This window comes from Paenibacillus sp. LHD-117 (assembly GCF_030929555.1).
Lineage (GTDB): Bacteria > Bacillota > Bacilli > Paenibacillales > Paenibacillaceae > Pristimantibacillus.
In genome coordinates, this window is record NZ_JAVFVT010000006.1 from 13,495 (window position 1) to 27,750 (window position 14,256).

The 14,256-nt window shown below is 54.4% G+C and carries 14 protein-coding genes and 1 other annotated feature; all 14 genes read right to left on the reverse strand.

The window, feature by feature from the left end; all coding sequences use genetic code 11:
• Positions 1-41: 41 nt before the first annotated feature.
• On the reverse strand, positions 42-3,134 hold the full coding sequence (ileS, locus tag RB620_RS05800; protein ID WP_308092909.1) for an isoleucine--tRNA ligase: 3,093 nt from the start codon (positions 3,132-3,134) through the stop codon (positions 42-44).
• A 51-nt stretch (positions 3,135-3,185) separates the two neighbouring features.
• Positions 3,186-3,491, reverse strand: a binding site (T-box leader).
• Between the two features lie 86 nt (positions 3,492-3,577).
• Positions 3,578-4,072 carry a DivIVA domain-containing protein gene (locus RB620_RS05805; RefSeq protein ID WP_308092665.1) on the reverse strand — a complete coding sequence of 165 codons (495 nt, stop codon included), beginning with the start codon at positions 4,070-4,072 and terminating at the stop codon, positions 3,578-3,580.
• Positions 4,073-4,172: 100 nt separating this feature from the next.
• Positions 4,173-4,955 (reverse strand): YlmH family RNA-binding protein, encoded by a 783-nt coding sequence (locus RB620_RS05810; protein ID WP_308092911.1) that lies wholly within the window; start codon positions 4,953-4,955, stop codon positions 4,173-4,175.
• 9 nt (positions 4,956-4,964) lie between these two features.
• Complete coding sequence (locus tag RB620_RS05815) at positions 4,965-5,243, reverse strand: YggT family protein (protein ID WP_308092666.1); 279 nt, start codon at positions 5,241-5,243, stop codon at positions 4,965-4,967.
• Positions 5,244-5,250: 7 nt separating this feature from the next.
• Positions 5,251-5,727, reverse strand: coding sequence for a cell division protein SepF (locus tag RB620_RS05820; protein ID WP_308092667.1), 477 nt, complete (start codon positions 5,725-5,727; stop codon positions 5,251-5,253).
• Positions 5,724-6,446 (reverse strand): YggS family pyridoxal phosphate-dependent enzyme, encoded by a 723-nt coding sequence (locus RB620_RS05825; RefSeq protein WP_308092669.1) that lies wholly within the window; start codon positions 6,444-6,446, stop codon positions 5,724-5,726. The genes RB620_RS05820 and RB620_RS05825 overlap by 4 nt, the downstream gene beginning before the upstream one ends.
• Positions 6,447-6,455: 9 nt before the next feature.
• Positions 6,456-7,310 (reverse strand): peptidoglycan editing factor PgeF, encoded by an 855-nt coding sequence (gene pgeF, locus RB620_RS05830; protein ID WP_308092670.1) that lies wholly within the window; start codon positions 7,308-7,310, stop codon positions 6,456-6,458.
• A gap of 78 nt (positions 7,311-7,388) precedes the next feature.
• Positions 7,389-7,670 carry a YlmC/YmxH family sporulation protein gene (locus RB620_RS05835; protein ID WP_308092671.1) on the reverse strand — a complete coding sequence of 94 codons (282 nt, stop codon included), beginning with the start codon at positions 7,668-7,670 and terminating at the stop codon, positions 7,389-7,391.
• Between the two features lie 187 nt (positions 7,671-7,857).
• The gene (gene sigG / locus RB620_RS05840) at positions 7,858-8,640 is read right to left on the reverse strand and encodes an RNA polymerase sporulation sigma factor SigG (protein ID WP_087567858.1); all 783 of its coding nucleotides are present in this window, start codon (positions 8,638-8,640) and stop codon (positions 7,858-7,860) included.
• 286 nt (positions 8,641-8,926) lie between these two features.
• On the reverse strand, positions 8,927-9,649 hold the full coding sequence (gene sigE, locus RB620_RS05845; protein WP_308092673.1) for an RNA polymerase sporulation sigma factor SigE: 723 nt from the start codon (positions 9,647-9,649) through the stop codon (positions 8,927-8,929).
• Positions 9,650-9,688: 39 nt separating this feature from the next.
• A complete protein-coding gene (gene spoIIGA / locus RB620_RS05850) occupies positions 9,689-10,612 on the reverse strand; it encodes a sigma-E processing peptidase SpoIIGA (protein WP_308092674.1) in 924 nt (307 codons plus the stop codon).
• A 190-nt stretch (positions 10,613-10,802) separates the two neighbouring features.
• Positions 10,803-11,918, reverse strand: a complete 1,116-nt coding sequence (gene ftsZ / locus RB620_RS05855) for a cell division protein FtsZ (protein WP_308092676.1) — start codon at positions 11,916-11,918, stop codon at positions 10,803-10,805.
• Positions 11,919-11,941: 23 nt separating this feature from the next.
• On the reverse strand, positions 11,942-13,183 hold the full coding sequence (ftsA, locus tag RB620_RS05860) for a cell division protein FtsA (RefSeq protein WP_308092678.1): 1,242 nt from the start codon (positions 13,181-13,183) through the stop codon (positions 11,942-11,944).
• 296 nt (positions 13,184-13,479) lie between these two features.
• The gene (locus tag RB620_RS05865) at positions 13,480-14,232 is read right to left on the reverse strand and encodes a cell division protein FtsQ/DivIB (RefSeq protein ID WP_308092679.1); all 753 of its coding nucleotides are present in this window, start codon (positions 14,230-14,232) and stop codon (positions 13,480-13,482) included.
• Positions 14,233-14,256: the final 24 nt, after the last annotated feature.

Genomic DNA, 14,256 nt, shown 5'->3' on the forward strand with positions numbered 1-14,256 from the left:
GGCGTGGCGGCAAGCGGGCTTCTCACTCCTTTACTATAACCTTAACCCTTGATGAAAATGCCGATTTCTTTGTCGCCAAGAGCAACTCGTTCCATACCATCCATTACCCCGTAAGTCAGGGCTTGTAGCAGAACGTTATCCTTCAGCACGTCTTCGAACGCTTCGAGCGCGGCTTTCAGCGTCGAATCGACGTCGAGCACGAGCTCGATCCTCTTTTCGATCGGGAGATCTTGTTTTTTGCGCGTATCCTGCACGGCGCGAATAACCTCTCGTACCCAGCCTTCCTGCTCGAGCTCAGGGGTAATGTCCGTATTCAGCGCAACGGTGACGCCGCTAACCGAAGCCGATGCGAAGCCGGACTTCGCTTGTTTCTCCACGAGCAGCTCTTCGAGTGAAATCGCTAACGTCTCTCCGTCTCCCGTCGTGAACGAATAACTGCCGCCGCCAACGATCGCTCGCGTATCTTCCGCGGTCATCGCCTTGAGCGCCGACTGGATCGGGCCAACATGTTTGCCGTACTTTTTGCCGGCAACCTTCAAGTTCAGCTTCAGCGTGAAATCGACGAAGCCGCTGTCCGACGTTTGGACGGTAATCGCTTTGACGTTGATCTCATCCTTGATGATCTCTTCGTATTCGGCAATCGCAAAGTCGCGGTCCAAGGACACGATCAGCTCGGAGAGCGGTTGGCGTGTTTTGATCGACGTTTCGTTGCGGACGTTGCGGGCAAGCTCCACGATTTGTTTGGCGCTGTCCATGTCGCGCTCCAGCGACTCGTCGATAAGCGATGCGTCGGCGACCGGGAACTCCTCTAGATGAACGCTTCCTTGTCCTCCCAGGTTGCGATACACATCGTCCGCCAGCAGCGGCGCGTACGGCGCGATTAAGCGGGATAACGTCATCAGCACGCCGCGAAGCGTTCCGTATGCCGCGATTTTGTCCGCCGAAAGCCCGCTTCCCCAGAACCGGTCTCTCGACCGGCGGATATACCAGTTGCTGAGCTCATCCACGAAGTTCTCGATCGATTTGGCCGGATTAAGGAAGTCGTTCACTTCGAGTCCTTTGGTCACCGTTGCGATCAAGCTGTTCAGCCTCGACGTAATCCAACGGTCCAGCTTGTTGTCCGATGCGGACGACGCATGATCGGCAGGGTCATAACCGTCGATGGAAGCATACAACGCGTAGAAAGCATGCGTATTCACGATCGTATCGATCACCTTGGACTTCGCTTCGCCGACGATGCCCCGCGAGAAACGTTTGCTGTTCCATGGCGCACTGTCCGCCAGAAGCGCCCAGCGGAACGCATCAGTCCCGTATTCGTTGATGATTTCCCAAGGATCGATGACGTTGCCCTTCGACTTGGACATTTTCTGTCCGTTCTCGTCAAGGATATGGCCCGTCGAAATGACAGCTTTGTACGGCGCTTTGCCGTTATATAACGTCGACACGGCGAGCAAGCTGAAGAACCAGCCGCGCGTTTGGTCGATACCCTCGCAGATGATGTCCGCGGGATATTGTTCCTCGAACGTCTTCTCGTCGCCGAACGGATGATGCTGCTGTGCGAACGGCATGGAGCCGCTATCGAACCAGACGTCGATTACTTCAGGCGTCCTGCGCATGACGGCGCCTTCCGCGAATGGGGACTTCAGCAGGATTTCGTCTACGTACGGTTTATGAAGCTCGATGTCCGCAGGTACATCGCCTACGGCGCGAGCGCGCAGATCCGCGATGCTGTCCGGCGCGTATTGCTGGCCGGTCGCTTCGCATACCCAAACGTTAAGCGGCGTACCCCAATACCGGTTGCGGCTGATGTTCCAGTCGACCAGATCTTCGAGGAACTTGCCGAAGCGTCCTTCCCTGATATGGCCCGGGTACCAGTCCACGCCATTGTTGTTGGCGATGAGTTGGTCCTTGACCGCAGTTGTTTCGATAAACCAGCTTTCCGTCGCGTAGTAGAGCAGCGGCGATTTGCAACGCCAGCAGAACGGATAGCTATGCTCGTAACGTTCTTTGGAATAAAGCAAGCCCTTCTCGCTCAGCATCTTCACGATGTCGACGTCGCAGTCCTTCACGAACCGGCCGGCGAGATCCGTCACTTCGTCAACGTAACGTCCTGCGTTGTTCACGACGCTCAGCATGCTGATGCCGTTCGCGCGGGCAACCTTGTAGTCGTCTTCGCCATGCGCCGGTGCGATATGGACGATGCCCGTACCGCTTGCGTCGCTGACGAAATCGCCGGGAATGACGACATGGCCTTTCTCGATCGGCACATAACGGAACGGAGGTTCATACGACTGTCCGACAAGCTCGGAGCCCTTGAGCGTAGAAAGTACCTCGTACCCGTCCTTCAGCACGGTTTCCGCAAGCGCGGAAGCTACGATATATACCTCGCCGTCTTTCGATGCCCGAACGTAATCGAGCTCCGGATGAACGGCTAGCGCCACGTTCGCCGGCAGCGTCCAAGGCGTCGTCGTCCAAGCCAGCACGAATTCGCCCGAATCCAGCAGCTTGAATTTCGCCGTTGCGCTCAAATCTTTAACATCCTCATACCCTTGCGCGACTTCGTGGGAGCTCAGCGTCGTTTGGCAGCAAGGGCAGTACGGGCTAACGCGGTGACCGCGGTATAGAAGCCCTTTCTTGTGAATCGTGGACAAAATATGCCATACACTTTCAATGTATTCGTTCTTCAGCGTAATATACGGGTTATCGAGATCGGTCCAGTATGCGATCGCTTCCGTCAGTTCGCGCCACTGCTTCTCGTATTCGAAGACGCTGTCCTTGCACTTCTTCACGAACGCTTCCACGCCGTAGTTCTCGATCTCCTGCTTGCCGGAGATGCCGAGCTGCTTCTCGACGCCAAGCTCGACCGGAAGGCCGTGCGTATCCCAACCGGCTTTGCGGACGACGCGATAACCCGCCATCGTCTTGTAGCGGCAAATAAAATCCTTGATGACGCGGCCGAGCACGTGGCCGATATGCGGAGCTCCGTTTGCCGTCGGCGGCCCTTCGTAGAAAACGAAGTTCGGCTTACCCTCCCGGTTGTCGATCGACTTCTTGAATGTGTCCTCTTCTTTCCATTGCGCGAGTACCCGCAGCTCGCGGCTGCGCGCGCGTTCCTTTACGTCTACGCGTTGCATCATTCAACAGCTCCTTCCGTTCCCTGAAAATAAAATAAACCCCGCCCCCGATAAAGGGACGAGGCTTGCTCGCGATACCACCCTTGTTCCGCAATCGTTATCGCTCCATGGAGGAGCAACCCGTTCGTCGTTCGACGAACAGCCGCTTGCGGCACCTTAGCTGCGAACCGGACTTCGATTCGCGGTCCCTGTAACGGAGGACATGCCGTCGACGCTTAATGCCGCGCGGATCTGCGCGGGTTAGGCGGCGCTTCTCGGAGAGGATATTCGGTAACGGTTCAAACGCCGGACTTGCAGCAGCCGCCGGCTCTCTGGAGAATGATTCCGATACGTACTCGTTCTCGTCAATGAAGTTCATTCCATCATATGATTCGTTCGATAGTTCAGTTATAACGAATTCCTCATCGATTGTCAAACGGCAATTCGGCGCGCCCCTCGACTGCTTACCCTCTGAGCAGCTCCCGCTCCGAATCGCGCGAAGAATCAAGCGAATCCCAGCCATCCTGCGACAGAAGCTCCAGCTGCGCTTCGACCAGCGTGCGGAACCGGGCCCGGTAGATCGATGCCTGTTTCTTCAGCTCTTCCACTTCCAGAGCCACCTTGCGGGATTTGTTCAGCGAGTCGTTGACGATCCGGTCCGCGTTTTTCTCGGCTTCCTTGATGATGAGCTGGGCTTCCTTCTTCGCGTTGTTGCGAACCTCGTCGGCCGCTTCCTGCGCGACGATGATCGTCTTGCTGAGCGTCTCCTCGATGTTCGAGAAGTGATTCAGCTTCTCTTGCAGATTCAACATTTGATTCTGGATTTCTTTGTTCTCGCGAATAAGCGACTCGTAGTCCTTGATTACCTGATCGAGAAACTCGTTAACTTCGTCCTCATCGTAACCGCGCAATCTGCGGGAAAACTCTTTGTTATGTATGTCCAATGGCGATAACGGCATTGGCGCACCTCCCTATGAATGTTTACACTTGACCACCGCTGACCACCGCTGCTGTTTGACTGAATGATTCGACAGCTCCGATCCGATTTCCTGCAACCTTTTAAATAAATTTGCCGATTTTGACCCGAATCCTGCCCTTTTTTGTCACGCCGTCGACTTCGAGCAACTTGAATCTGCCTAAGCCCTTGAACGACACCACATCGCCCTCCTTAAGCGGCTCGGACGGATTCTCCTCCGTCTTCCAATTCACCCTGCAGCGCCCCGCTTTAATCGGATCCACGATCTTCGAACGGCTAACCCGGTAGACGTCGCTCGCGATGCCGTCGAGACGCATGGATGCGACGGATAAACTGATCTCTTCAAGCTTCGAACGCATAACCTGCAATTGTTCGATAGGCAATAAATCGGTTAACACGGAGAATCGATGCACCTGGCGAAGATGTATATTAAGATAATCGGCAATTTCGTCCGTAACGATAATATGCGCGAATGATTCATGGACGTGAATATCGCCGATCCGGTCGCGCTTAATGCCGAGTCCGAGCAGCGCCCCTAAAAAATCGCCGTGATCGAGCTCGAGCTGGCTGTTTCCCGGAGCATGCGCAGCGAGCACAGCAATGCCCGCAGGCTCGTCATCCAAGCTGCGGTAATCGGGAGCAATAATCGCGCGTCTGCGCTCCGCTTCTTCATACCCTCCGACCAGACGGATCGTAACATCCGAGTTGCGATTCGCGAGCATCGTCAGGATCTGCGCTTGTCTCGGGTCCAAAAAATCGGTCCGCTTCAGCTCGTGCAGCTGTGCGGACCGTTCGACCCATTCCGCAGCCCGGTCGACGAAAACTTTCTCTTCGGGATGGAAATGTTCATATATCGATTGTTTCATCATAACCGCTTAACCCATGCCGAACATAAATTCGATGACGGCGATTAACCCCATCGTAATGAATCTGAGCGCTAACAGCGCGATGATCGGGGACAAATCGAGCACGCCGCCGATCGGCGGGATGAATCTGCGGAAGATGCCGACGTACGGCTCGACGATTCGGCCCAGGAATTGGCCGATAAAGCTCTCTCTCGCATTCGGGAACCATGACAGCAGCACGTACCCGATAATTAAGTAGCTGTAAATTTCCAGCGCCCTCGCAATAAAATTAATGACATACAGTTCCAACTCAAGGTCACCTCATTCTAGTGTAATCGTTCTCCTCGGCCAGCATTTCCGTAATGGCGCCTTGAATTTCCACCGATTCCGGCGTGCACAGAAAAATATTCGGTCCAAGTTTCGAGATGCTGCCGCTTAAAGCGTATACCGTACCGCTTAGGAAATCAACAATCCGAAGGGCAAGATCGCTGCGCACGCGCTGCAAATTGACGATGACCGAACGTCTGGAACGAAGATGATCCGCGATTTCCTGCGCTTCGTCGTAACTCCGAGGCTCGCTCAGCACGACGCGCACGTTCTTCTGGGAGTGGATGCTCACCACATTGCTGCTTGCGGTTGCTGCGCCGATCGAGCTGTTCCTATTGTTTCTACGCGTCTCGAAGGGAGACGTTTCAGGTTCTTGCTCTTCGGACTGCACGACGCGTTCTCTTTCCACGACTTCTTCTTCCTCTTGCAAGCCAAGAAAATTCATAAATCGGTTCATCACGCTCATTGTTCATCCTCCTCTTTCCCTACCAGAATGCTGCCCAACCGGATCCAGGTCGCACCTTCCTCGATCGCAACCTCGAAGTCGCCGGACATCCCCATGGATAAATGATTCAATTCCTGTCCGAATGCCGATGTTTCTCGCGCCTCGTCCCTCAGCTCGCGCAGCGCCCGGAAGACCGGTCTGGTCGCTTCGGGCTCCGCCTCGTACGGCGCCATCGTCATGAGGCCGATTGGCTTAATGGCCGGGTAGGCCTGCAGCGCTTCCAAGAACGGAAGCAGCTCGCCAGGCTCGATGCCGTGTTTGCTCGCCTCCCCGGAGACGTTCACCTGGATGAAACAAGGCACGCGGGTACCCAGCCGCTCGGCTTGCTTGTGAATCGCCTCCGCAAGCGACAGCCTGTCCAGCGAATGGATGTAGTCGAATCTGCCGACGATGTCCTTCGCTTTCCGACTCTGCAGGGAACCGATGAAATGCCAGACGGGTTTGCCGCCTTCCGGTTCCGGCAATCGCTCTTCACTAAGCGCCTGCCACTTGGACTCGGCATCCTGCCAGCGGTTCTCGCCAAGATGGCTAAGGCCGCCCTCGTACGCTTCCATCGTCCGTTCCAGGGACACGTATTTGGTTACGGCAACGATCTGTATGTCTTCTCTTCTGCGGCCGGAACGAAGGCATGCCGCCTCTATTCTCCGCTCGACCTGCTGTATGCGATCCTGTATGGACATTTCGAACAATCACCCTTCTGCGATTCCGATCCAACTGGCCATCCGGCCCGTCTTGCCGCCTTCCATACGATGGGAGAAGAAGAAATCCCTCTCACATCCTGTACACCAATTGGTTATTTCGATACGAGTCGGCAAAATTCCTGCTTTTATCATAATCTGTCGGTTTATTTCTTTCAAGTTGATCCTTGCTTTCCCGTTCGTTCGCGATTTCATGCAGTTGCCGGCAACAGCCGCATCAAGTCCCAGCTCGCTTATGACTCGCTCAACTTCCGCGATAACCGTCCCGTCCACCTCGTAGCAACAATCGCCGATCGACGGACCGATCGCGGCAAGCAGCCCCTCGGCCCTTGTTCCATAGTCTGCTGCCATCGCCCGTATCGTCTCCGAGGCAATGCCCGCCACGGTCCCTCTCCAGCCCGCATGCGCCAGCGCCACCGCCTGGCGCTCCGGATCATAGAAGTACAGCGGCACGCAATCCGCATAAAAAGAAGTCAACAGGACGCCTGGCTCATTCGTCATGATGGCGTCGTAATTCGCGATCGTATCCGCCATCGAAAGCCGGCCTCGGCCCCGATCCTCCGCGTTTACTCGGTAGACGGCATTGCCGTGCACTTGCTCCGCGCATGTCCAAGCCTCGAACGGCCATCCGATCGCCTCCGTCAGCTTGCGGCGGTTTGCGATGACATCGCGCTCCTCGTCGCCCACATGAAGCCCGATATTCAGGCTTGCCCATGGCGCGGAGCTTGACCCTCCTTCTCTTCCGGAGAAGCCGGCGGTCAAACGCGCCTCGTCCTTCATCCATTCGGACAACAAAAAAAGCGAAGGTTCCTTCGCTGCGGCATCTATTTTTTTGAACGGCTCCATCCCATCACCTCTTAATAAAACAATCGTAAGGCCCGACTCTCCGATCGGCCAAGGGCCCTCTACGTCAAGTGTATACGCTTAGGTCCGCGCATGCAAATCGTCTTCTTCGCCGCGCAGCGCCTTCGATTCGTCCATCCGCACGAGTACGACGTCCGCACCGATCTTGACGATATTGCGCCACGGGATCACAACTTCGGTGCCACCGTTGCCGAAAAACCCGAACACCTTCGTTACTTGGGGAACAACGATCGAATCGATTCTGCCTTGTCGCAAATCGAGTTCCAGATCGCTAATATGGCCCAGCTTTTTCCCGTCCACGATATTGATGACGTCCTTCGATTGGAAATCCGATATTTTCATCCTCGCTCACCACTCTTCCGGCGGAATTGGTCACGGTTCCCGCGTCCTTTTATGTCCCTCTTTTAGTATATGAGCCAATTGCCCATTATGTCCGGACCTAGCAAAAAATCCCTCGTCCCGCTTAGGCGGAACGAAGGATTTTGCATGAGCTTGTATGGCCGAGCGATTGCCGTTCATGTTTACTTTCTCACGTCTTGACATGTTTCTGCATCTGCTGGATGGCCGACTTCTCCAGTCTCGACACTTGAGCTTGCGAGATGCCGATCTCGTCGGCAACCTCCATCTGCGTCTTGCCTTCGAAGAACCGCATCGACAAGATCATTTTCTCCCTGTCATTCAGCTTGTGCATCGCCTCCCGCAAGGCGATCTCTTCGATCCAGGACACGTCCTTGTTGCGGTCGTCGCTAATCTGGTCCATGACGTAAATCGGATCGCCGCCGTCATGATAGATCGGCTCGAACAACGAGACCGGATCCTGAATCGCGTCCAGTGCGAATACGACATCTTCCTTCGGCACGTTAAGCGCTTCGGATATTTCGAAGATCGTCGGTTCCCGGGAATTTTTGTTCGTTAGGCTGTCGCGCACTTGAAGCGCCTTGTACGCGATGTCCCTGAGGCTCCGGGATACCCGGATCGGGTTGTTGTCACGCAGGTATCGCCGAATTTCACCGATGATCATCGGCACGGCATACGTAGAGAACTTGACGTTCTGGCTAAGGTCGAAATTATCAATCGCCTTCATGAGTCCGATGCAGCCAACCTGGAATAGGTCGTCCACAAACTCTCCCCTGTTGTTAAACCGTTGAATAACGCTGAGCACGAGACGCAAATTGCCGTTAACCAACTTCTCTCTTGCTGCCCACTCGTTCCTGGTCTGCAACGCCGTAAACAGCTCTCGCATCTCGACATTGGTCAGTACAGGCAGTTTCGCGGTATCCACTCCACAGATCTCGACTTTGTTTCGGGTCAACGTGATTACCTCCCAAGGAGCAACATTAATGTTCATTATCTCCCTGGGTCTTCATTTTATTCCTTATCCCGACATCCTTCGACAAAGCTTGTTTGAATTTCTCGATCTCCAATAGAAGTAAAAAAGTTCAGTTTTCAGCACCGAGAAGATTGGATGAAGCTAGAAACTGAGTACCGGAGCGTAGCAGAGCTACGTGAGGAACGGAAGTTTCGGCTGAATTCAATATTTGACGTCGAATATGCTTCTAAGAGAAACCTCGTGATCAAAAGTGGACTTTTTTACCTCCTTAAACCATTTTGTTGAATTCTTTGCGGAGGCGTTTGATGATTCGTTTCTCCAGCCGCGAAATATACGATTGGGAGATGCCTAACATATCGGCGACGTCCTTCTGCGTTTTTTCTTCGCCGTCGGCAAGGCCGAACCGAAGCTCCATAATGATCCGCTCGCGCTCTGATAATTTGTCCAGCGCTTTGTGCAGCAGCTTGCGGTCCACTTGCTCTTCAATGTTGCGGTAGATCGTGTCGTTCTCCGTGCCGAGCACATCCGACAGCAGCAGCTCGTTGCCGTCCCAGTCGATGTTAAGCGGTTCGTCGAACGAAACCTCCGTCCTCGTCTTGCTGTTGCGGCGTAAATACATCAGGATTTCGTTCTCGATGCAGCGGGAAGCGTATGTCGCTAGCTTGATTTTTTTCTCCGGATCGAACGTATTAACCGCCTTGATAAGTCCGATCGCGCCGATGGAGACCAAGTCCTCGATGTGGATGCCGGTATTCTCAAACTTGCGGGCAATGTAGACGACAAGGCGCAGGTTGCGTTCGATCAGCATGGCGCGAATGGCGGAGTCGCCGGATGGCAGCTTCTCGAGCAAGTACTCCTCTTCCTCGCGGGTGAGCGGGGGCGGTAGCGCTTCGCTTCCGCCGATATAATAGATTTCTTCGCTTTTTAGTCCGAATAAAAATAAAATTCGATAATAATATAACTGCAGAACGAGTTTGTACTTGACGAGCATCTGGCCCATCCCTCCCCTGATGAATTATGCGGATACTTGTTACGGTTGTACCATAGACGGATGGATAATCGCTTGATACGTCCCATCTGCTGTCAGCTTGCCGCCGTCTAACCCGATTAGAACCCTGCTTGTTTCGAACACCTGCCCTTCTCTTGTAATTTGAACCGAATCCGGTTTGACCGCCAGCATGAACTGTGAACCACGGTTCACCCCGCGAAACGGAACGAGCCGCATCCGATCCTGCCATGGGAACGGCTCCGTATCTGCCCCGGCGATGAGCCGGTCGACTTGCGCGTCGCGAATGCCCTTCATCCAGATCTCGGGAATTTCCGCCTCCCACCTCGACGCTTCCATTACCATGACGGGCGTGCGGGTAAGCGGGTCGTACAGCTGGTTGCCCGTATCGATCAGGCCGATACATCCGTACCGCTGATCGCCGATCGTGATCATAACCTCCGCGAGATGCGTACCGATCAACTCTTTCTCGCGCTTCTGCGACAGAACGGACCGGTATACATATAATCCGATAACGAAGGCCGCGGCAAAATAGAAGATGCCCAGCTTCAGCTCCGCATGAACGCTGCCGCCGGAAAACGATATGGTCCTCCACACATCCCCCGAACCCTGCATGAACAGATAATAGAGTCCGAGCACCGCGCCGGCGGCGACGAAATTAACGGCATAGAACGCCGCGGTCGTCCTAACGAATCGCTGCAGGGAATGAAATCCGAAGGTGATCCATATCATGAAGAACGAGAACGCAATTTTGACGATAAGCGTGAACAGGAATGACAGCTGAGGAAATAACATGAGCACAACATAACAAGCGCCGAATGCGGAAGCCGCGAGCACGCGCCAAGGCTTTGCCCTGATATTGCAAGCCCAAGCGGTCGTTAGCAGGACTGCGCCGTCAACGAGCAGTTCGCGCAGGAATAAGATATCGATGTAAACCGCCATGCCCATCCCCTTCCACCCTATCGGAACGGCTGCTCCGCATGTGGATGCCCGCTGAAACGATTGAGACTAGTATATGGTAATCCTATTTCAAAGTCTGTCTATTCATGACGACCCCAGGTATCTTTTTTTGTCGAGATCCAAAAGAAAAAACGCCCCCTCGGCCATGCCGAGAGGGCGTTATTGCATACGTTACGGACTATCTGTCGCGCGGCTGCTTGCGCAGGAACGCCGGAATTTCCAACTGGTCGCTGGATACGCCGGAGCCGAACGGCTTTACGCTGGACGCCGTTTGGGAAGGTCTTGCTTCGGCTTGCTCGACGGGCTGCGCGCCGACTTTGCGCTGTGCCGCTGGCGAGGACTTTGCTTCGAAGCCGGTCGCGATCACAGTTACCTTAATCTCGTCCTTCAGGTCTTCGTCGATGATCGCGCCGAAGATCATGTTCACGTCCGGATCGGACGCGGAGATGACGATCTCCGCCGCTTCGTTCACTTCGTACAGCGACAAGTTGCTGCCGCCGGTAATGTTCATAATCACGCCGCGAGCGCCGTCGATCGACGTCTCCAGCAGCGGGCTCATAATGGCTTTGCGCGCGGCTTCCGCGGCGCGGTTCTCGCCTGCCGCGATTCCGATCCCCATCAGGGCCGAGCCGCGTTCCGTCATGATCGTTTTTACGTCAGCGAAGTCAAGGTTGATGAGGCCGGGAACGGCGATCAGGTCGGAGATGCCTTGCACGGCTTGACGAAGCACGTTGTCCGCCTCGCGGAACGCTTCGAGCATAGGCGTCTTCTTGTCGACGATCTCGAGCAAACGGTCGTTCGGGATGACGATGAGCGTGTCTACTTTTTCCTTCAGCGCTTCGATGCCGTTCTCGGCTTGGCTGGACCGTTTGCGTCCTTCGAACGTGAACGGGCGGGTAACGACGCCTACCGTAAGCGCGCCGCATTCGCGGGCGATTTCGGCGATGACCGGAGCCGCGCCCGTACCTGTGCCGCCGCCCATACCGGCAGTTACGAACACCATATCGGAGCCTTTCAGTTGGTTACTGATCGCTTCGCGGGATTCCTCGGCAGCCTTGTTGCCTACGTCCGGATTCGCCCCCGCGCCAAGCCCGCGCGTCAGCTTATCGCCGATTTGCAGTTTATGTTCGGATTTGGCGAGATGCAGCGCCTGCGCGTCCGTGTTCACCGTGATGAACTCTACGCCTTTCACGCCATTCTCGATCATGCGGTTAACGGCGTTGCTTCCGCCGCCGCCTACACCGATTACTTTTATTTGAGCGAGCGTTTCAAGCTCCATGTCGAATTCCAACATTTCTCATAGTCCCCCAGTCAAAGTCAAATAAATTCGTTAAACATATTCTTGATCCGTTCAAACATACCGGGTTTTGTTGAAGCTGCGGGACTTGCTTTGCGGCTTGCCGCCTTTTTGACGACGCCGGCTCCTCGTACTCCCATATATTTCGACACGTATTGTATCATGCCGACTCCGCTGCTGAACGCAGAATCCTTCACGCCTATGTAGTCGGGTAAAGCAATACGGACCGAAGCTTCCAGTTCCGCTTGGGCGAGCGCCAGCGTTCCTGGCAATGCGACGGCGCCGCCGGTCAGCACATAACCATTCACCTTGTCGCCGTAGCCAAGACGGCGCACCTCTTGACGAATCAGATGGAAAATCTCTTGCATCCGCGGTTCGATGATGCTTGCAAGATCCCTCTGCGAAAATTCCTTCTCGAGATTGCTGCCCATGCGCGTAACCTTGAACCTAACGTCTTCCGCCGCATCCGCGATATTCGCGCAGCCGTACTTCAGCTTAAACTTCTCCGCTTGATCGCTCTGCGTGCGGAGTCCGTACGCGATGTCGTTCGTCACGAATTCCCCGCCGATCGGCAGCGTCGAGACGGCGGACAAGCCGCCCTGATCGTAGATGGCAATCGTGCAAGAGCCGGCGCCGATATCCGTTAGCACGGTACCGATCATCCGCTCGTCCTTCGTCAGCGACATCATGCCGGAAGCCAAGGATAACAGAATGACGCCGGAAATTCGAAGACCTGCTTTCTCGACGCAGCGCATCAAGTTATGTATGGCCGTCTTCGTTCCGGTGACGATCGTCGCTTCCACTTCTAGGCGAACGCCGATCATCCCTCTTGGATCGGATATACCTTCGAGCCCGTCCACCAAGTATTGTTTCGGCACCAGATTAATAATTTCGCGCTCCGGCGGCAGCGCCACAACCTTCGCCGCCTGCAGCACGCGCTCTATGTCTTCTTCTCCGATTTCCCTGTCCTCGTTGGATACAGCTACGACGCCATGGTTCGTCTGCAACGCGATGTGATTGCCTTGAATCCCGACGTAAACATCAGATATTTGAATGCCGACCATGCGTTCCGCATGTTCAACCGCTGCGCGGATCGACTGCACGGTCTGGTCAATATCGACGATTGCTCCTTTGCGAATACCCTCCGAGTCGGCAGATCCAACTCCAATAATATTAATGGCTCCATTGTTCATTTCGCCAATAATAGCACGAACCTTGGATGTACCGATGTCCAAACTGACGATGATGTCATTGCTGCTCAACTCGCGGCACCTCCGTTTCCGATAATAATATGTGTGTTTATAAGCATCGCATAAGGTGCAAAACTTATAAATTCTTATCATTTTGATTTAAGTCTCTCTACATATTCAACGTATTTAGTGGTTTCCCTCTTTTTTCAACAAATTTTTCATAATTATTATTTTTGCTGTCGAAAGATGGATTTGCGCAACTCGGCGAAGGCGCCGATATCGCCGGGAGCCTGCGCCGTTATTGGAACCTTGCTCAAAGCTAGTACCTCAAATTCTACCATTCTTTGAATGGATTGAGTAGTCTATTTTTATTCGGATTGTACATTTTCTGGATCATCTGTATGGAATGGGACATACGTATCGGCGAGCAGCATCGTAATTTTGCCCGGCTCCTGCGTCTCGATAACCGCGTTCAGCGCTTCTATCTTCTCTTGCAGGACAGACACCGCGGTTATGACCTCGAACTTCGTGCGCGTATACATTCGAATCCGGTCCGGATAGGCCTTGGAAGGAATCGGGGCGATCTCGGACAGATCGGACAATTGCTTCTGCGGGATGAGCGCCAACTGCTTCGTCAGCTCGCGCTTGACTGGATCGTCGGCCTTCCAGCCGGAGAGGATCGGCTTGTCCATTAGTTGATTGCCTTCCAGCTTGGCTTCGACGCTTGCGCCGCTCGAGAGAAGCGCTTGCAATTCGCCTTCCGGGGTTAGCTCGAACGCGACGACGGGATACTCCTGAACCGCAATTTTGATGACGCCGGGGAATACTTTGATGACCTTGGCGGATTCCACTTCCGGCAGCTTGCCGACGCGGCTTGCGATTTCGGCGGAAGGCGTCTGGAAGAAGGCGTCGCCGATTCCGACGGCGGCCGCCGATTCGATCTGCTCTTTCGACGTATGCGCCATGCCGGTCACTTGGATTTCGGATATTTTGCTGATCGATGAGTTAAAGAACAACACAGCAAGCAAGGCCACGAATAATAGAAACAGAACGGCAAGCAGCTTCTTGTTGCCTCTGCGTTTGCGAGCGGGTTCTTTAAGCACCGGCATACCGTTGCTCATGACTTGTCCCTCTTTCCTGCAAAA